Source organism: Pseudacidovorax intermedius, from assembly GCF_001476815.1.
GTDB lineage: Bacteria > Pseudomonadota > Gammaproteobacteria > Burkholderiales > Burkholderiaceae_C > Xenophilus > Xenophilus intermedius_A.
The window spans coordinates 51,730-69,264 of the sequence record NZ_LDSL01000051.1 but is presented as its reverse complement, the minus strand read 5'-3'; the positions used below and the strand labels follow the sequence as shown (position 1 = coordinate 69,264).

The window sequence follows — 17,535 nt, the reverse complement described above, 5'->3', positions numbered from 1 at the left end:
CTGCGGAAAGCGATGACCTCGGAGGTAATGGGCGCGCGGCGCCTGCGCGCTAGCATGGGCACATGGAGACGCAAGCCCACACGGTCGGCGGCCTGCTGCGCGACTGGCGTGCAAGACGGCGGCTGAGCCAGCTCGATCTGGCCTGCGAGGCGGAGGTGTCGACTCGGCACCTCAGCTTCATTGAGTGCGGGCGGGCATCGCCCAGCCGCGACCTGCTGATGCGCCTGGCCGAGCCGCTGGCCCTGCCGCTCAGGGCGCAGAACGAGTTGCTGGTCGCGGCCGGATTCGCCCCGGTGCATCGCGAGAGCCCCATGGATGCGCCGGACATGGCCGCCGCGCGGGCGGCGGTCCAGGGTGTGCTGGCGGCGCAGTCTCCCTTCCCCGCGCTGGCCGTGGATCGCCACTGGAATCTGGTGCTCGCCAACGCGGCGGCCGAGGCGCTGCTGGCCGGTGCGGATCCGCAGTTGCGGGTGGCGCCCGTCAACGTCCTGCGCGCCACCCTCCATCCGCTCGGACTTGCGGGCGCCATCGTCAACCTGGCCGAATGGCGTCACCACGTCCTGGCCCGACTGAAAGGCGAGGTCGACCGCTGCGCCGATCCGGTCCTTGCGGCGCTGCACGACGAGTTGAGCGCATTGCCGTGTCCGGCCAGCCGCCATCCGCCCGGGCCGGTTGCCCGGATCGCGGTGCCGCTGGTCGTCCGCGATCCGGCCGGGGAGGGGGTGCTGTCCTTCCTGTCGACCACCAGCGTCTTCGGCACGGCGACCGACGTGACATTGGCCGAACTCACGCTCGAGTGCTTCTATCCTGCGGATGAAGCGACGCGCAGGGTGTTGCTGGAACGGGCCTGACCGTGGCGGTCACCGGGGGGCTGCAGAACTCGATGCGACGCGAGCCCCAGGCGCAAGCTTTCCAGTGAATGGGGCCCCGCCCCGGAAGACACCCTGTCGAAAGCCCAAAAGAAAAAACCCGTTGCGTGACAACGGGTCTAGGATCTCTGGCGGAGCAGGCGGGATTCGAACCCGCGGTGGGCTATTAACCCACACACGCTTTCCAGGCGTGCGACTTAAACCACTCATCCACCGCTCCGTGGAGCCCGCCATTCTAACCCGGATTTGTGCCGCTGCGGCCGGTTCGCACCATCTGCATCGCAGAAGCGATCAGGCCGGCGGTGTCGGTCATGTTGCTGGGCACGATGAGCGTGGTCTTCGCATCGGCAGCGACCTTGCTGTAGGCATCGACGGCGCGCTCGGCCACCTTCAGCTGCACTGCCTGCTCGCCGCCCGGCTGGCGGATGGCCGCGGCGATGCGCTCGATGGCCACGGCCGTGGCCTCGGCCACCGCGGTGATGGACGCCGCCTCGCCCTGCGCGTTGTTGATGGCCGCCTGTTTCTCGCCCTCGGAGCGGGCGATGTAGGCCTCGCGTTCACCGGTGGCGATGTTGATCTGCTCCTGCCGGCGGCCCTCCGAAGCGGCGATGAGCGCGCGCTTCTCGCGCTCGGCGGTGATCTGCGCCTGCATGGCGCGCAGGATCTCGGCGGGCGGCGTGAGGTCCTTGATCTCGTAGCGCAGCACCTTCACGCCCCAGTTCAGCGCTGCCTCGTCGATGGCGGCCACCACCTGGGCATTGATGATGTCGCGCTCCTCGAAAGTCTTGTCCAGCTCCAGCTTGCCGATCACGCTGCGCAGCGAGGTCTGCGCCAGCTGCGTCACGGCCACGATGTAGTTGGACGAGCCGTAGCTCGCGCGCATCGGGTCCGTCACCTGGAAGTACAGGATGCCGTCCACCTGCAGCTGCGTGTTGTCGCGCGTGATGCAGATCTGGCTGGGCACGTCGAGCGGAATCTCCTTCAGGCTGTGCTTGTAGGCCACGCGGTCGATGAAGGGGATCAGGAAGTTCGGTCCCGGCGTCATGGTGCTGTGGTACTTGCCCAGCCGCTCGCGGACCCAGGCGTTCTGCTGCGGCACGAACTTGATGGACTGCCAGATGAAGATGACGGCGATGACCAGGATGACGATGGCGATTTCCATGGCGGTTCGATGCGTTGAGGTTGGAAGGTTCCGCAGGGCGGTGTTTAGTGTGCAGGCTCAGAAGGTGGGAATGAATCCGGCGCGGCCGAGCGGGCTGCCAAAACGCGCCCAATCAAGGCGCAAAGCGCAGCCATAGCTCGGGCTATGGCGAGCATTTGCAACGCAGAGTGGGCGTGTTTTGGCAGAACGAGCGGACATGGCGGGTTCGTTCACACCTTCTTAAAGCGGCTCCAGCACCAGCCGGTTGCCCTGCAACTCGACCACGCGGTGCGGGCCCGGCAAGCCGGTGCTGCCCGTGCGCAGCACGGCCGTCCACTGCGCGCCGCGGTGGCGCACGAGCGCCGTGCCGTCGGCGCCCCAGCCGTCGACCTGCACCCGCTCGCCGATGTCCAGGTTCATGTCCGGGCTGGCCTGCGGCGGCGGCCCGGCGGGCCGGGCACGCTGCTTGAGGTACCAGGCACCCACGGTCGCCACACCGACGGCCGCGGCCACCACCAACTGCACCGGCACGGCCGCACCCAGGTGCGCGGACACGGCGGCCGCAGCGAAGGCGATGGCCGTGAGCAGCAGGTAGATGGTGCCGGAGACGAGTTCCAGCGCGACGGCCGCGCCGGCCAGCAACCACCAGAGAGTCGAATGAGCCATGGCGGAGTTCCTACAGCGAAGGGGTGGCGGACAGCCCCACATTCTGGGGCACGCCGCGTGACGCGACCGTCATCTGGATTCCTTACACTTCGCGCCTTCTTTGCGCACCCCCCAAAAGCCGGAGCCCGACAGCCCATGAAATTCCGCTTTCCGATCGTCATCATCGACGAGGACTTCCGCTCCGAGAACACCTCGGGCCTGGGCATCCGCGCCCTGGCGCAGGCCATCGAAAGCGAAGGCTTCGAGGTGCTGGGCGTGACCAGCTACGGCGACCTGTCGCAGTTCGCGCAGCAGCAGAGCCGGGCCAGCGCCTTCATCCTGTCGATCGACGACGAGGAATTCAGCATCGGTCCGGACCTCGACCCGGCCGTGCTGAACCTGCGCAACTTCATCGGCGAAGTGCGGCGCAAGAACACCGACGTGCCGATCTACATCTACGGCGAGACAAAGACCAGCCGGCACCTGCCCAACGACATCCTGCGCGAGCTGCACGGCTTCATCCACATGTTCGAGGACACGCCGGAGTTCGTGGCCAAGCACATCATCCGCGAGGCCAAGAGCTACCTCGAGACGGTGCAGCCGCCGTTCTTCAAGGCGCTGATCGACTATGCGGAAGACGGCTCCTACTCCTGGCACTGCCCGGGGCACTCGGGCGGCGTGGCCTTCCTCAAGAGTCCCATTGGCCAGATGTTCCACCAGTTCTTCGGCGAGAACATGCTGCGCGCTGACGTCTGCAACGCGGTGGAAGAGCTGGGCCAGTTGCTGGACCACACGGGCCCCGTGGCGGCCAGCGAACGCAATGCGGCGCGCATCTTCAATGCCGACCACTGCTTCTTCGTCACCAACGGCACGTCGACGTCGAACAAGATGGTGTGGCACCACACGGTGGCGCCCGACGACGTGGTGGTGGTGGACCGCAACTGCCACAAGTCCATCCTGCACGCGATCATCATGACCGGCGCGATTCCGGTCTTCATGAAGCCCACGCGCAACCACTACGGCATCATCGGGCCGATTCCCAAGAGCGAGTTCGAGCCCGAGGCCATCAAGGCCAAGATCCGCGCCAACCCGTTGCTCAAGGACGTGGACGCCGACAAGGTCAAGCCGCGCGTGCTGACGCTCACGCAGTCCACCTACGACGGCGTGATCTACAACACCGAGACCATCAAGGGCCTGCTCGACGGCTACGTCGACACGCTGCATTTCGACGAGGCCTGGCTGCCGCATGCCGCCTTCCACCCGTTCTACGGGCCGTACCACGCCATGGGCAAGCGCCGCGCGCGGCCCAAGGAATCGCTGGTGTTCGCCACGCAGTCCACGCACAAGCTGCTGGCCGGCATCAGCCAGGCCAGCCATGTGCTGGTGCAGGATTCGCAGAACCGCCAGCTGGACCGGGACCTCTTCAACGAGGCCTACCTGATGCATTCGTCCACCAGTCCGCAGTACGCCATCATCGCCAGCTGCGACGTGGCCGCGGCCATGATGGAGCCGCCCGGCGGCACCGCGCTGGTGGAAGAGAGCATCCTCGAAGCGCTGGACTTCCGCCGCGCCATGCGCAAGGTGGAAGAGGAATTCGGCAAGGACGAATGGTGGTTCAAGGTCTGGGGCCCGGAGCACCTGGTCGAGGAAGGCATCGGCCGCGCCGACGACTGGATCATCAAGGGCGAGAGCCGCAGCGGCAACGGCGGCAAGAAGAACGGGGCGCGCAACTGGCACGGCTTCGGCAAGCTGGCCGACGGCTTCAACATGCTGGACCCGATCAAGTCCACCGTGGTCACGCCCGGCCTGGACCTGGACGGCAAGTTCGCGCCCACCGGCATCCCGGCCAGCATCGTCACCAAGTTCCTCGCGGAGCATGGCGTGATCGTGGAAAAGACGGGCCTCTACAGCTTCTTCATCATGTTCACCATCGGCATCACCAAGGGCCGCTGGAACACGTTGCTGACCGCGCTGCAGCAGTTCAAGGACGACTACGCCCGCAACCAGCCGATGTGGCGCATCCTGCCGGAGTTCTGCCAGCAGCATCCCATCTACGAGCGCATGGGCCTGCGCGACCTGTGCCAGCGGGTGCACGAGCTGTATGCCAAGTACGGCATCGCCCGCCTGACGACCGAGATGTACCTGTCGGACCTGGAGCCGGCGATGAAGCCCAGCGAGGCCTTCGCCCACATCGCGCACCGCAAGACGGAGCGGGTGGAGATCGACCACCTGGAAGGCCGCATCACCACCAGCCTGATCACGCCGTACCCGCCCGGCATTCCGCTGCTGATCCCGGGCGAGGTCTTCAACAAGAAGATCGTGGACTACCTGAAGTTCGCGCGCCAGTTCAACCTGGAGTGCCCCGGCTTCGAAACCGACATCCACGGCCTGGTGGCCCGCATCGACGAGAAGGGCAAGAAGCGCTACTACGCCGACTGCGTCAAGCGCTGAGCCCGGACCGCTGCGGCAGAGCGCGTGGCGCTCAGCCGAAGCGCAGCGCCATCACGCCCGCCACCACCACGGCGGTGCCGATGGCGCGCTGCAGGCCGAAGCGCTCGCGCAGCCACAGCGTGCCGATGAGGGCCGCGAAGAGCACCGAGGTTTCGCGCAGCGCGGCCACCACCGCCACCGGCGCCCGCGTCATGGCCCACAGCGCGATGCCGTAGCTCGCCAGGGAGGCCAGCGTGCCCAGCCACGCGACGTGCAGCCGTCCGGCCATGTAGCGCAGTGCCGCGGGCCGGCCCTGCGGGCCGCGGCGCCACATCACGAGGGCCAGGAAGGGCAGGCCGTCGAAGACGAAGAGCAGCCCGACGTAGGCCGCCGCATTGCCGCTGGCGCGCACGCCCAGGCCGTCGACCACGGTGTAGAGCGCGATGATGCAGGCGTTGGCGAGCGCGAAGCCCAGGGCCTTGCCGCGGTGGCCGCCCGGCTGCCCATGGCCGCGCGACAGGCCGAGCGTGAGCACGCCGGCGCAGATGCCCGCCACGCCCAGCCAGGCCAGGCTGGACAGCCGCTCGCCCATCACCGCCAGGCTGCTCAGCGCCACCAGCAGCGGCGCGCTGCCGCGCATCACCGGATAGGCCAGTCCCAGGTCGCCGTGCTTGTAGGCGCCAGACAGCGCGACGTAGTAGCCGACGTGGATGACCGTGGACGTCGCCAGGTAGGGCCACGACGCGGCTGCCGGCAGGCCCGTGAACAGCAGGATGGGCAGGGCGGCGACCAGCCCTAGGCTGTGGATCAGGGCCGTGTCCAGCGACTTGTCGGTGGCGGACTTGATCAGCGCATTCCAGCTCGCATGGAGCAGGGCGGCGAACAGGACGGCCAGGACGACCGGACCGGTCAGTGTCATGCGGGCGCGGCCGAGGCGCCCGGAAGCGCGGTCACGCAGCGGCGCGCCCTTGCGAGGTAGTGGGGCAGGCCGGGCGTGGCGCAGTCCGCCTGCTTGGCGCGGTCGTCCCACAGCCGCAGGCGCACGGCCTCGGCGGCGTGCGGCCGCTGGATGAAGAGCGCGGCCTGGGCATCGTCGAACACGCCGCCCTGCAGCACCAGGCTGCGCCGGGAATCTTCCGACAGGGCGGCCCGGTAGTCCGGCCGCGTGGCGCAGAGGTAGCGCTTGGCATCCACATGCCAGGCGATGGGGTCGAGCACGCGCGCATCGAAGAGCCCACGCAGGAAGGGCAGGGCATGGAACTGGTGCCGGTCGTCGATGCCGCGCAGCGTGGGCGTCTGGCCCTGGTCGTTCAGCAGGTGGCCGATGTCGTGCAGCAGCGCCGCGGTGACCAGCGTGTCGTCCGCCTCCTCCTGCTCCGCCAGCCAGGCGGTCTGCAGCGCATGCTGCAGCTGGGTGACGGGCTCGCCGCTGTACTGCTCGCCGCCGCGGCGGGCGAACAGGGCCTCGATGTCGTTCAGCGTGACCATGAGGGCCTCAGGAAGCGGCTGCCGCGGCGGCGTGGCGCTTCTTCTCGAAATGCGCGCGCGTGCGTTCGCGGCTGTTCATCACATGCTGGTACATGGCCTGCCCGGCCGCATCGGGGTCGCCCGAGGCAATGGCCTTGAGGATGGCACGGTGCTCGCGGGAATACACCGCCATCGACTCGTCGTTGAGGTTCTGGCGGCGGAACAGCGACAGCTCGTTCACCAGCTTGCGGTAGGTGGCCACCAGCTTGGCGTTGCCCGCCAGCTCGAGCAGGCGGTCGTGGAAGGCGAGGTTGAAGCGGTGGTAGTCCTTGGCATCGCCGGCCTTCACGGCCTGGTCCATGGCTTCCACCAGCTGGCGCAGTTCGCGCACCTGGGCCGGGGTGGCGGTCTCGGCCAGCTTGCGGCCGACGTAGAGGTCCATCACCGCGCGCACCTCGAAGATCTCCAGCGCTTCCTCGATGGGCACGTCGCGCACGAAGACGCCGCGGTTCTTCTCGGTGCGCACCAGGCCGCCTTCCTCCAGCATGCGGAAGGCCTCGCGAACCGGTCCGCGCGACACGCCCAGCTGGTCGGCCAGCGTGGCCTCGGTGAGCTTGGCGCCGGGGCCCAGCGTGCCGTCCAGGATCAGGCGTTCGATCTCCGTCTGCACCACATTCGCGAGCGAATGGCACTGAAGCTGTGCGATGACGGGATGGGTGGAGACCTTCTTGGCGGGGGCGGCGGGCATGGCGCGATGGTAGGTTTCAGAGTGAAGATTGTCTACGATCTACGAATGACAATAGACAAAGTGACGAAGCAGGCCCTGATTTTGCTTGGCGACCGTGTCACGAAGATGTCGTTTCGCGGCGGCACATTCGCCCGGTCATTTCCCGAGGAGCCTGCTCATGCACTTTTCCGTCAAGACCATCGCCACCGCCCTGATCGGCCTGGCCGCCACCGGCGCGGCCTTCGCGCAGAAAACCCAGCTGACGGTCTACACCGCGCTGGAGACCGACCAGCTCAAGGCCTACCAGACCGCCTTCAACAAGGTGGAGCCCGACATTGAGATCAAGTGGGTGCGCGACTCCACCGGCGTCATCACCGCCAAGCTGCTGGCCGAAAAGGCCAACCCGCAGGCGGACGTGGTGTGGGGCGTGGCGGCCTCCAGCATGGCGCTGTTCGACAAGCAGGGCATGCTCGAGCCCTATGCGCCGCTCAACCTCGATGCGGTCATGCCGCAGTACCGCGACAAGAAGAACCCGCCCGCCTGGGTGGGCATGGATGTGTTCGGCGCCGTCGTCTGCTTCAACACGGTCGAGGCCAAGAAGAAGAACATTCCCGTCCCCACCAGCTGGAAGGACCTCACCAAGCCCGAGTACAAGGGCCAGGTGGTGATGCCCAATCCGGCCTCGTCGGGCACCGGCTATTTCGACGTCGCGGCCTGGCTGCAGCTCTGGGGCGACGACAACGGCAAGGGCGGCGGCTGGAAGTACATGGACGCCCTGCACGACAACATCGCGCAGTACACGCACTCCGGTTCCAAGCCCTGCAACATGGCCGCGGCCGGCGAGTACGTGGCGGGCATCTCCTTCGAATACCGCGGCTACACCAACAAGGCCAAGGGCGCGCCCATCGAACTGGTGTTCCCCAAGGAGGGCCTGGGCTGGGACCTGGAAGCCATCGGCATCTACAAGGGCACCAGGAAGCTGGAGGCCGCGAAGAAGCTGGCGAACTGGGCCACGTCCAAGGACGCGATGCTGCTCTACGGCAAGAACTTCGCCCTGACGGCGCAGCCCGGCGTGGCACCCAAGCTGGCCGGCATTCCCGACGACTACGAGGCACGACTGGTCAAGATGGACTTCGAAAAGTCCGCCGTGAACCGCGAGCGCATCCTGGCCGAGTGGACGCGCCGCTACGACGCCAAGAGCGAGGCGAAGAAGTGATGAACGCGCCGGCGCGCGCCTATGCGGCCGAGCGCAGCGTGGGTGCTGCGCCGGCGCCGCTGTCCCTGGTGGAGGCCACGGAGCGGCCCGCCTACCTGCGGCTGGAAGGCGTCCACAAACGCTTCGGCGCCTTCACGGCGCTGGAGTCCATCGACCTGGAGATCGCGCAGGGCGAGCTGGTGTGCTTCCTCGGCCCCTCCGGCTGCGGCAAGACCACGCTGCTGCGCATCATTGCGGGGCTGGAGGTGCAGACGGGCGGCCGCCTAGCGCAGGGCGGCGTTGACATCTCGCGGCTGCCGCCGGCGCGGCGGGACTACGGCATCGTGTTCCAGTCCTATGCGCTCTTTCCCAATCTGAGCATCGCCGACAACGTGGCCTACGGCCTGGTCAACCAGCGGCGGCCCCGCCGGGAGATCGCGGCACGGGTCGACGAACTGCTACAGCTCGTCGGCCTGCCCGGCAGTGGCGCCAAGTACCCGGCGCAGATGTCGGGCGGCCAGCAACAGCGGGTGGCCCTGGCGCGTGCGCTGGCGGCCTCGCCCGGGCTGCTGCTGCTGGACGAGCCGCTGTCCGCGCTCGATGCCATCGTGCGCGTGCACCTGCGCAACGAGATCCGTGCCCTGCAACGGCGGCTGGGCGTCACCACCATCATGGTGACGCACGACCAGGAAGAGGCGTTGTCCATCGCCGACCGCATCGTGGTGATGAACCATGGCGTCATCGAGCAGGTGGGCACGCCGCTGCAGGTGTACCGCGAGCCGGCCACGCCCTTCGTGGCTGAATTCGTCGGCAAGGTCAACCGCCTGCCGGCCGTGGCCGAGGGCGAGCGCTGGTTCCGCTGCGGCGACCGGCGCTGGCAGGTCGATGCGGACCACGGCGCCGACTTCCGGCCGGGCCGGCCGGTGATGCTCTATCTGCGGCCCGAAGACCGGGCGATGACCGGCTTCGCGCCCGACCATCCCGGCCTGTGCACCGGCACCGTGGCGCAGATCGAGTTCCTGGGCGGCAACTGCCTGGCCGAGCTGGTGGTGGATGGCCTGCCCGGGCCGCTGCAGATGCAGTTCTCGCTCAACCAGATGGACGAGTTCGGCGTGCAGGAGGGGCGTCGCCTGCGCTTCGCCCTGCGGCTGGACCGCCTGCGCGTCTTCGCGGCCCCCGAGGTTTGAGAAGGTATGAACGAACCCGCCATGTCCGCTCGTCCTGCCAAAACACGCCCACTCGGCGTTGCAAATGCTCGCCATAGCCCGAGCTATGGCTGCGCGTTGCGCCTTGATTGGGCGCGTTTTCGCAGCCCGCTCGGCCATGCCCGATTCATTCACACCTTCTGACCATGGAAGCCGCCGTCCGTCTTCCGCCCGTGCGGCTGCAGGTGCACTGGACCGAGCGCGCCGCGCACGGCGTGCTGGTCGCCGTGGCCCTGCTGCTGCTCGTCGGCCTGCTGCTGCCGCTGGGCGCCATCCTGTCGCAGGCCCTGCAGGAGGCCGAAGGCCGATCCGGCTGGCAGCACTTCCGCAGCTACCTGGCCTCGCCCGCGCTGCTCGGCAGCCTGTGGAACAGCGTCTGGGTGTCGGCCCTGGTGACCGTCATCGTCATTCCGCTGGCCTTCGCCTTCGCCTATGCGCTCACGCGCAGCTGCATGCCGGCCAAGGGACTGCTGCGCAGCATCACGCTGCTGCCGCTGCTCGCGCCCTCGCTGCTGTCGGCCATCTCGCTGATCTACTGGTTCGGCAACCAGGGCGCGGCGCGCGGACTGTGGCAGGCGCTGGGCTTCGACGGCATCTACGGCGCACCCGGCATCGTGCTGGCCGAATGCTTCGCCACCTTTCCGCATGCGCTCATGATCCTGGTCACGGCCCTGTCGCTGGCCGACGCACGGCTGTACGAGGCGGCGGACGCCATGGGCACGCGCACCGTGCGGCGCTTCTTCACCATCACGCTGCCGGGCGCCAAGTACGGGCTGATCTCGGCCTCGCTGGTGGTCTTCACCCTGGTCATCACCGACTTCGGCATTCCCAAGGTGGTGGGCGGCAACTTCAACGTGTTGGCCACCGACGTGTTCAAGCTGGTGATCGGCCAGCAGGACTTCCAGCGCGGCGCGGTGGTGGCACTGCTGCTGCTGGCGCCGGCGGCCTTCACCTTCGCGGTGGACCATTTCGTGCAGCGTCGCCAGACCGCGATGCTGGGCGCCCGGGCCGTGGCGCTGGTGCCGCGGCCCGCGCGCGGCTTCGACGCTGCGATGACGGCCTACTGCCTGCTGGTGTGCGCACTCATGCTGGCCATGTTCGGCATGGCGGTGTTCGCCTCCTTCGCCAAATTCTGGCCCTACAACCTGACGCCCAGCCTGGACCACTACACCGCCGGCATCGTCGATGCAGAGCTGGGCGGTGCGGTGCTCAACAGCGTGCTGCTGGCCGCCTGCACGGCCGTGGCGGGCACGGTACTGGTGTTCCTGGGCGCCTGGGTGCTCGAGAAGACGCGGGGGCTGGACGCACTGCGGCCTGTGGTGCGGCTGATGGCCATGCTGCCCATGGCCGTGCCCGGCCTGGTGCTGGGCCTGGGCTACATCTTCTTCTTCAACGCGCCGTGGAACCCCCTCAACGGGCTCTACCAGACCCTGGCGCTGCTGGTGCTGTGCACGGTGGTGCACTTCTACACCACGGGCCACCTGACCATGGTGACGGCGCTGAAGGCCATCGACGGCGAGTTCGAGGCCGTGTCGGCCTCGCTGAAGGTGTCGATGTTCACCACGCTGCGCCGGGTCACGCTGCCCATCTGCCTGCCGGTGCTGCTGGACGTGTCGCGCTACTTTTTCATCAACGCCATGACCACCATCTCGGCGGTGGTGTTCCTGTATTCGCCCGACACGCGGCTGGCGTCGGTCGCCATCCTCAACCTGGACGAGGCCGGCGACACCGGTGCGGCGGCCGCCATGGCGGTGCTGATCGCCGGCACCTCGGCCGTGGTCACGCTGCTGTACCTGCTGCTGGGCCGCTGGGTCGAACGGCGCACCCAACGCTGGCGCCGGCGCTGAATTCCCTCCTCATGAGCAACACCCACTTCGACCTCATCGTCGTCGGCGCCGGCATCGTCGGGCTGGCGCATGCCTATACCGCGGCGCAGCGGGGCCTCAAGGTCTGCGTCGTCGAGAAGGACGCGGCCTGCATCGGCGCCTCCATCCGCAACTTCGGCTTCCTCACCGTCACGGGGCAGGGCGCCGGCGACACCTGGCGCCGCGCGCGCCGCGCCCGCGAGGTGTGGGGCGCGGTGGCACCGCAGGCGGGCATCGACATCGTCCACCGCGGCCTGTATCTCACGGCCTTCCGCGACAAGGCACTGGCCGTGCTCGAGCAGTTCATGGCCACCGAGATGGCCGCCGGCTGCGAACTGCTGGACGTGGCCGAGGCCGCCCGTCGCGCGCCCGCCCTGCGGCTGGACAGCCACCACGGCCCGGCGCGCGCGGTGCTCCACAGCCCGCACGAGGCACGCGTGGAATCGCGCACCGCCATCGGCTTGCTCGCGGCCTGGCTGGCCGAGGCGCACGGCGTGGTCTTCCGCTTCGGCGAGCAGGTCATGGAGGTGGCCACGCCGCGCGTGCGCACCTCGCGGGCGCTGCTGCAGGCGGAGCGCGTGGCCGTCTGCACCAACATCGAGCTGAACGGCCTGTTCGCCGAGCGTCTGGCGCCGCACGGGCTGCGGCTGTGCCAGCTGCACATGCTGCGCGTGCAGCCGCCGGCGGGCTTTCACTTGCCCGGTTCGGTCATGGCCGACCTCAGCCTCGTGCGCTACCACGGCTACAGCCAGCTGCCGGCGGCCCAGGCGCTGCGTGCGCAGCTGGAGGCGGAGGAGGGCGAGTCGCTCGCCCACGGCATCCACCTGATCGTGGTGCAGAGCGCCGATGGCTCGCTGGTGGTGGGCGATTCCCACCACTACGGCCCGGTGCTCGAACCCTTTGCCGACACGCACGTGGATGCGCTGATGCTGCGCCACATGCAAGAGGCGCTCAAGCTGCCCGACTACACCGTCACCCAGCGCTGGGTGGGCACCTATCCCTCCTCGCCCAGCACCGACTGCCTGATCGATGCGCCGGACGACGCCACGCGGCTGGTGGTGGTCACCAGCGGCACCGGCGCCAGCACGGCCTTCGGCATCGCGGAGGAAGTCTTTGCCAGCTGGTAGCTGCAGGGCTGCACGCCGGTGGCCCCTTCCTTCGATTCATCCGCAACCGGCCGTCGCGCGCCGTTTCGTCATTCCTCGCTTGCCATGACCGATCACTCCCGACTCCAGGCCGTCGTTTTCGACTGGGCCGGCACCATCATCGACTTCGGCTCCCGCGCGCCGATGGGCGCCTTCGTGCGGCTCTTCGAGCGCTACGGCATCACGCTGAGCATCGCCGAGGCCCGCGGCCCCATGGGCATGGCCAAGTGGGACCACATCCACGCGCTCAGCCAGCTGCCGGCCGTCGCGGCCCAGTGGGCCGAGCGCTTCGGCCGCGGCTTCACGCGCGCCGACATCGACGAGCTCTACGAGGTGTTCACGCCGATGAATGCCGCCGTGGTGCCGGACTTCTGCGACTTCATTCCCGGCGCGCTGGCGGCCGTGGCCGCGGCCCGTGCGCGCGGCCTGCGCATCGGTTCCACCACCGGCTACAACCGGCCGATCATGGAGGTGGTCACCCGCATCGCCGCCGCGGGCGGCTACGTGCCGGACAACCTGGTCTGCGCCGGCGACCTGGCGGCCGGCCGGCCCTCGCCGCTCATGATGTACCGCTGCTTCGCCGACCTGGGCGTGTGGCCGGCGCACACGGTGGTCAAGGTGGACGACACGGGCGTGGGCGTGCAGGAAGGTTTGAATGCGGGCACCTGGGCCGTGGGCCTGGCCATCAGCGGCAATGCGGCGGGTTTCAGCCTCGCCGACTGGCAGGCGCTCGGCGCGGTAGAGCAGCAGGCCGTGCGTGAACGCGCCACCGCAGAGCTGAAGGCGGCCGGCGCGCATTACGTGATCGACAGCGTGGCGGACCTGATGCCGGTGCTGGACGACATCGACGCGCGTCTGGCACGGGGCGAGCGGCCGACTGCCTGAATGGCCGTCGCCGGTGATGGTGCACCGGCCGGCAGGGGCTTCAGGGCTCCGGCCGACGCCAGAGCCACACCAGCACGCAGGCCATGGCGACGATGCCGGCCGCGGCGCCCCAGCGCGAAGGCGACAGCCACAGCAGCAGCACCGCACACACCGCCATCGCGGCGGCCGCGCTGCGTTTGGCGCGCCGGCTGACCCGCCCGCCGCTGCGCCAGTTGCGGATCAGCGGGCCGAAGAGCCGGTGCGCTTCGAGCCAACCCGCCAGGCGCGGCGAGCTCCGCGCCGCCGCCCAGGCCGCCAGCAGCACGAAGGGCGTGGTGGGCAGGCCGGGCAGGATCACCCCTGCGACCGCGAGCACCAGGGCGACGACCGCCAGCGCCATCATCAGCCAGCGTGCCAAGCCGCGCAGCGGCCGTGGGCTCGCCGGATCGGACTCGGAAGGCGGAAGGGGCGGCGGCGACTGCACGACGCTCAGCGCTCCTCGCGCACCCGCAGGAAGCGGGCGAAGCGCGGCACGCCCTGCGCGCTGAAGCCGTTGTAGCGGTAGGTGACGGTGCTGCCCACCGGCGGCGGGTCGTCGCGCTGCGCGTCGGTGAAGCCGCCGCCGAGGCGGAACACCACGCCCTGTGGCGTGCGCACCTGCAGCGCGCCCATGCGCCCCTGGTGGCGGCCCCGGCCGGGCAGATGGGCCAGCACCACGGCCTCCGCATCGTCGTAGGGCTTGACCTTGAGCAGGTCGGCGCTGCGCCCCGCGCCGTAGAGCGAGGCGCCCCGGTGCAGCATCAGGCCCTCGCCGCCGGCGTGCACCACCGCGTTCAGCCGCTGCCGCAGGGCCGCCGGCGTGGTGGCCCGTTCCTGCGGCACGGCCTGCAGCCAGGGTGCATCGGGCACGGGAAGCAGGCGCTGCAGCGCGGCCAGGCGCTGGTCGAAGTCGCCGCCCTGGCGGGGCAGGTCGAAGACCATGAAGCGCAGGCCCCGCCATTCGGTGTCATCGGGCACCTGGCTGCGGACGGCGCCCGACGCCTGCTCGAAGCGTCCGCGCCCGGCCCACAGTTCGCCATCCATGGGCACGGCGGGCCAGTTGGCGGTGAACCAGGCGGGCGCGAAGATGCGCTCGCCGCCGCGCGTCCAGAGCGCGCGGCCGTCCCAGTAGCCGCGTACGCCGTCGTACTTTTCGCTGACCCAGTAGCCGGCGAGCGGCATGCCCGGGCGCCACACCTCCGCCAGCATCAGGGCGGGCGGTGCGCTCCATGCCGGCGCGGCCAGCGTCGCCGCGAACGCCGTCAGCAGGAATGCGCGGCGCTGCATCGATGGGCCGTGGACCGGCGGCCGGGTCAGCCTTCGGCCGGCTCGTCGATGCCGCCGACCACGTTGCTGAAGCCGCCGTCCACGTAGGTGATCTCGGCGGTCACGCCGCCGGCGAGGTCGGACAGCAGGAAGGCCGCGACGTTGCCCACGTCGTCGATGGTCACGTTGCGGCGGATGGGCGACACGGCCGCCACGGCGGGCAGCAGCTTGCCGAAGCCCTTGATGCCGCTGGCGGCCAGCGTCTTGATGGGGCCGGCACTGATGCCGTTGACGCGCACGCCCTTCGGGCCCAGCGAGCCGGCCAGGTAGCGCACCGAGGCTTCGAGGCTGGCCTTGGCCAGGCCCATGGTGTTGTAGTTGGGCACCACGCGCACGGCGCCCAGGTAGGTCAGCGTGAGCAGCGCGGCCTGGTCGTTGAGGTAGGGCAGGGCCGCCTTGGCCATGGCCGGGAAGCTGTAGGCGCTGATGTCGTGCGCGATCTTGAAGGCCTCGCGCGACAGGCCTTCGAGGAAGTCGCCGGCGATGGCCTCGCGCGGCGCGAAGCCGATGCTGTGCACGAAGCCGTCGAACCTGGGCCAGGTCTGCGACAGGTCTTCGAAGAGTTTGGCAATCTGGGCGTCGTCGCCCACGTCGCAGTCGAAGACCAGCTTGGAATCGAAGTCGGCAGCGAACTCGGTGATGCGGTCCTTGAAGCGCTCGCCCACGTAGCTGAAGGCCAGTTCGGCCCCTTGCGCATGGCAGGCCTTGGCAATGCCGTAGGCGATGGAACGGTTGGAGAGGACGCCGGTGATCAGAAGTTTCTTGCCGCTGAGAAAGCCCATGGGTCTGCCTTGAGAAAAACTTGGGCAGAATTCTCGCATGCGACTCTGGCTGCTCCCGGCCCTTCTGGTTGCGGCGCTGCCCGCCTGGGGTGCGCACGCCTATGCCCAGTTCGGCGACATCAAGTACCCGGCGGGCTTCACCCACTTCGACTACGTCAATCCGGACGCGCCCAAGGGTGGCGAGATCCGGCTGGTGCCGCCCATTGCCGTCACGCAGTTCGACAAGTTCAATCCTTTCACCCTCAAGGGCACGGCGCCTGCGGGCCTCACGGACCTGGTCTTCGAATCGCTGCTCATCGGCAATCTCGAGGAGCCGTCCACGGCCTACGGTCTGCTGGCCGAGGACGTGGAGGTGGCGCCGGACCATCGCTCGGCCGTGTTCCGCCTGCGGCCCGAGGCGCGCTTCAGCGATGGGCAGCCCGTTCTGGCCGAAGACGTGGTCTATTCCTGGCGCACGCTCATCAGCAAGCAGGCATCGCCGCAGTTCCGCACGTTGCTGGCCGGCATCCGCAGCGTCAAGGCGGTGGGCGAGCGCACGGTGCGCTTCGACTTCGATTCGGACAGCCGCGAACTGCCGCTTCTGGCCGGCGGCATCCCGGTCTTCAGCCCGCGCTGGGGCAAGGGCAAGCCCTTCGACCAGGTCATCACCGAGCTGCCCATCGGCTCGGGGCCTTACCAGCCGTCCAGCGCGCGCCTGGGGCGTGACATTACCTATGTGCGCGACAAGAACTACTGGGGCCGCGACCTTCCCGTGCGCCGCGGCCAGTACAACTTCGACCGCATCACCTACAAGCTCTACCTCGACGACACGGCCCGCTTCGAGGGCCTGAAGGCGGGCGAGTACGACCTCAAGCGTGAATTCATCTCGCGCAACTGGGCGCGTCAGTACACCGGCCGGGCCTTCGACAGCGGCGAGGTCAAGAAGCAGGTGTTCCCGAGCGGCGCGCCGGGCGACTACCAGGGCTACATCTTCAACCTGCGCAATCCCAAGTTCCAGGACGTGCGGGTGCGACAGGCGCTGGGCCTGACGATGGACTTCGAATGGCTCAACCGCCAGCTGTTCTACGGCATCTACACGCGGGTGCAGGGCTGGTTTCCCAACAGCGACTTCCAGGCCAAGGGCGCGCCGGGCCCCGACGAACTGGCACTGCTGGAGCCGCTGCGCGACAAGCTGCGGCCCGAGGTCTTCGGACCCGTGCCGGCATCGCCCAGCACCGCGCCGCCGTCCAGCCTGCGCGAGAACCTGCGCAAGGCGCGCGCGCTGCTGGCCGAGGCCGGCTGGACCTACCGCGATGGGGCGCTGCGCAACGCCAAGGGCGAGGCCTTCACCGTGGAGTTCCTCAATGCCCAGCCCTCCGGCGTGCGGCTGGTGCTGCCCATGCAGGCCGCCATGGCCAAGCTGGGCATCCAGATGACCGTGCGCAACGTCGACGGGGCGCTCTACCAGCAACGCATGGACGACTTCGATTTCGAGCTCGGCAGCATCCGCATCCCGGCACGCACCACGCCCGGCAGCGAGTTGCTGGAGTACTTCGGCTCGGAGGCGGCGGGCACGCATGGCTCGGCCAACTACTGGGGCCTGAAGGATCCGGCGGTGGACGCGCTGATCCGGCACGCGCTGGCCGCAACCACGCGCGAGCAGCTGGGCACGGCCATGCGCGCACTCGACCGGATACTCACGACCGGCTACTACGGCATTCCGCAGTGGTACAGCAGTTCTTTCCTGGTCGGCTACCGGCCGGCGGGCTTCGTGCTGCCGCCGGTCATCCCGCCGTACTACGAGCCTGACACCTGGGCCGCCGCCACCTGGTGGCCGTCGGCCCGCAACAAATAAG

At 68.9% G+C, this 17,535-nt stretch carries 16 protein-coding genes and 1 tRNA gene; 8 read left to right on the top strand and 9 right to left on the bottom strand.

The genetic code is table 11. The annotated features are described in order from the left end of the window. The first annotated feature begins 62 nt into the window (after positions 1–62). Complete coding sequence (locus NS331_RS07885) at positions 63–851, top strand: helix-turn-helix domain-containing protein (protein WP_058641452.1); 789 nt, start codon at positions 63–65, stop codon at positions 849–851. A gap of 147 nt (positions 852–998) precedes the next feature. Here the strand turns inward: NS331_RS07885 and NS331_RS07880 are convergent. The 3 genes from NS331_RS07880 to NS331_RS07870 all read right to left on the bottom strand — a co-directional run bounded on the left by NS331_RS07880 (position 999) and on the right by NS331_RS07870 (position 2,676). Beyond that, a tRNA-Ser gene (locus NS331_RS07880) sits at positions 999–1,089 on the bottom strand. A 15-nt stretch (positions 1,090–1,104) separates the two neighbouring features. Further along, a complete protein-coding gene (locus NS331_RS07875) occupies positions 1,105–2,031 on the bottom strand; it encodes an SPFH domain-containing protein (RefSeq protein ID WP_058641451.1) in 927 nt (308 codons plus the stop codon). Positions 2,032–2,250: 219 nt separating this feature from the next. Next, a complete protein-coding gene (locus NS331_RS07870) occupies positions 2,251–2,676 on the bottom strand; it encodes an NfeD family protein (protein WP_058641450.1) in 426 nt (141 codons plus the stop codon). Positions 2,677–2,811: 135 nt separating this feature from the next. On the opposite strand from NS331_RS07870, the gene NS331_RS07865 reads away from it, so the two are divergent. Then, positions 2,812–5,106, top strand: coding sequence for an arginine/lysine/ornithine decarboxylase (locus tag NS331_RS07865; RefSeq protein WP_058641449.1), 2,295 nt, complete (start codon positions 2,812–2,814; stop codon positions 5,104–5,106). 31 nt (positions 5,107–5,137) lie between these two features. On the opposite strand, the gene NS331_RS07860 is transcribed toward NS331_RS07865, so the two are convergent. From NS331_RS07860 to NS331_RS07850, 3 genes are read right to left on the bottom strand one after another with little or no spacing between them, the layout of a single operon-like run. Further along, positions 5,138–6,004, bottom strand: a complete 867-nt coding sequence (locus NS331_RS07860; protein WP_058641448.1) for an EamA family transporter — start codon at positions 6,002–6,004, stop codon at positions 5,138–5,140. Continuing rightward, positions 6,001–6,573, bottom strand: coding sequence for a phosphonate degradation HD-domain oxygenase (locus NS331_RS07855; RefSeq protein WP_058641447.1), 573 nt, complete (start codon positions 6,571–6,573; stop codon positions 6,001–6,003). The genes NS331_RS07860 and NS331_RS07855 overlap by 4 nt, the downstream gene beginning before the upstream one ends. Before the next feature lie 7 nt (positions 6,574–6,580). After that, a complete protein-coding gene (locus NS331_RS07850) occupies positions 6,581–7,300 on the bottom strand; it encodes a phosphonate utilization associated transcriptional regulator (RefSeq protein ID WP_058641446.1) in 720 nt (239 codons plus the stop codon). A 157-nt stretch (positions 7,301–7,457) separates the two neighbouring features. Here NS331_RS07850 and NS331_RS07845 point away from each other — a divergent pair, with 157 nt between their 5' ends. The 5 genes from NS331_RS07845 (at position 7,458) to phnX (ending at position 13,574) form a co-directional block, all read left to right on the top strand. Then, positions 7,458–8,495 (top strand): putative 2-aminoethylphosphonate ABC transporter substrate-binding protein, encoded by a 1,038-nt coding sequence (locus tag NS331_RS07845; RefSeq protein ID WP_058641445.1) that lies wholly within the window; start codon positions 7,458–7,460, stop codon positions 8,493–8,495. Continuing rightward, positions 8,495–9,661 carry a putative 2-aminoethylphosphonate ABC transporter ATP-binding protein gene (locus NS331_RS07840; protein ID WP_082702333.1) on the top strand — a complete coding sequence of 389 codons (1,167 nt, stop codon included), beginning with the start codon at positions 8,495–8,497 and terminating at the stop codon, positions 9,659–9,661. Before NS331_RS07845 ends, NS331_RS07840 begins: the two co-directional genes overlap by 1 nt. A gap of 164 nt (positions 9,662–9,825) precedes the next feature. Beyond that, on the top strand, positions 9,826–11,526 hold the full coding sequence (locus NS331_RS07835) for a putative 2-aminoethylphosphonate ABC transporter permease subunit (RefSeq protein ID WP_058641444.1): 1,701 nt from the start codon (positions 9,826–9,828) through the stop codon (positions 11,524–11,526). Positions 11,527–11,537: 11 nt separating this feature from the next. Continuing rightward, on the top strand, positions 11,538–12,671 hold the full coding sequence (locus NS331_RS07830; RefSeq protein WP_058641443.1) for a TIGR03364 family FAD-dependent oxidoreductase: 1,134 nt from the start codon (positions 11,538–11,540) through the stop codon (positions 12,669–12,671). 84 nt (positions 12,672–12,755) lie between these two features. Continuing rightward, positions 12,756–13,574 (top strand): phosphonoacetaldehyde hydrolase, encoded by an 819-nt coding sequence (gene phnX, locus NS331_RS07825; RefSeq protein ID WP_058641442.1) that lies wholly within the window; start codon positions 12,756–12,758, stop codon positions 13,572–13,574. Positions 13,575–13,614: 40 nt separating this feature from the next. On the opposite strand, the gene NS331_RS07820 is transcribed toward phnX, so the two are convergent. The 3 genes from NS331_RS07820 to fabI all read right to left on the bottom strand — a co-directional run bounded on the left by NS331_RS07820 (position 13,615) and on the right by fabI (position 15,700). After that, complete coding sequence (locus NS331_RS07820; RefSeq protein ID WP_242873687.1) at positions 13,615–13,971, bottom strand: YbaN family protein; 357 nt, start codon at positions 13,969–13,971, stop codon at positions 13,615–13,617. A 71-nt stretch (positions 13,972–14,042) separates the two neighbouring features. After that, entirely contained in the window at positions 14,043–14,879 is an 837-nt protein-coding gene (locus tag NS331_RS07815; RefSeq protein ID WP_058641440.1) for a DNA ligase, read from the bottom strand. 26 nt (positions 14,880–14,905) lie between these two features. Continuing rightward, the gene (gene fabI, locus NS331_RS07810) at positions 14,906–15,700 is read right to left on the bottom strand and encodes an enoyl-ACP reductase FabI (RefSeq protein WP_058641439.1); all 795 of its coding nucleotides are present in this window, start codon (positions 15,698–15,700) and stop codon (positions 14,906–14,908) included. A gap of 37 nt (positions 15,701–15,737) precedes the next feature. On the opposite strand from fabI, the gene NS331_RS07805 reads away from it, so the two are divergent. Further along, positions 15,738–17,534: an extracellular solute-binding protein gene (locus NS331_RS07805; RefSeq protein ID WP_058641438.1), complete on the top strand. Its 1,797-nt coding sequence runs from the start codon at positions 15,738–15,740 to the stop codon at positions 17,532–17,534. Position 17,535 lies beyond the last annotated feature (1 nt).

Coding starts and splice junctions, on each gene's coding strand:
- NS331_RS07870 (WP_058641450.1), bottom strand. CDS start 2,676: ATGGCTCATTCGACTCTCTGGTGGTTGCTGGCCGGCGCGGCCGTCGCG.
- NS331_RS07855 (WP_058641447.1), bottom strand. CDS start 6,573: ATGGTCACGCTGAACGACATCGAGGCCCTGTTCGCCCGCCGCGGCGGC.
- phnX (WP_058641442.1), top strand. CDS start 12,756: ATGACCGATCACTCCCGACTCCAGGCCGTCGTTTTCGACTGGGCCGGC.
- NS331_RS07835 (WP_058641444.1), top strand. CDS start 9,826: ATGGAAGCCGCCGTCCGTCTTCCGCCCGTGCGGCTGCAGGTGCACTGG.
- NS331_RS07865 (WP_058641449.1), top strand. CDS start 2,812: ATGAAATTCCGCTTTCCGATCGTCATCATCGACGAGGACTTCCGCTCC.
- NS331_RS07830 (WP_058641443.1), top strand. CDS start 11,538: ATGAGCAACACCCACTTCGACCTCATCGTCGTCGGCGCCGGCATCGTC.
- NS331_RS07805 (WP_058641438.1), top strand. CDS start 15,738: ATGCGACTCTGGCTGCTCCCGGCCCTTCTGGTTGCGGCGCTGCCCGCC.
- NS331_RS07840 (WP_082702333.1), top strand. CDS start 8,495: ATGAACGCGCCGGCGCGCGCCTATGCGGCCGAGCGCAGCGTGGGTGCT.
- NS331_RS07860 (WP_058641448.1), bottom strand. CDS start 6,004: ATGACACTGACCGGTCCGGTCGTCCTGGCCGTCCTGTTCGCCGCCCTG.
- NS331_RS07815 (WP_058641440.1), bottom strand. CDS start 14,879: ATGCAGCGCCGCGCATTCCTGCTGACGGCGTTCGCGGCGACGCTGGCC.
- NS331_RS07875 (WP_058641451.1), bottom strand. CDS start 2,031: ATGGAAATCGCCATCGTCATCCTGGTCATCGCCGTCATCTTCATCTGG.
- NS331_RS07850 (WP_058641446.1), bottom strand. CDS start 7,300: ATGCCCGCCGCCCCCGCCAAGAAGGTCTCCACCCATCCCGTCATCGCA.
- fabI (WP_058641439.1), bottom strand. CDS start 15,700: ATGGGCTTTCTCAGCGGCAAGAAACTTCTGATCACCGGCGTCCTCTCC.
- NS331_RS07845 (WP_058641445.1), top strand. CDS start 7,458: ATGCACTTTTCCGTCAAGACCATCGCCACCGCCCTGATCGGCCTGGCC.
- NS331_RS07885 (WP_058641452.1), top strand. CDS start 63: ATGGAGACGCAAGCCCACACGGTCGGCGGCCTGCTGCGCGACTGGCGT.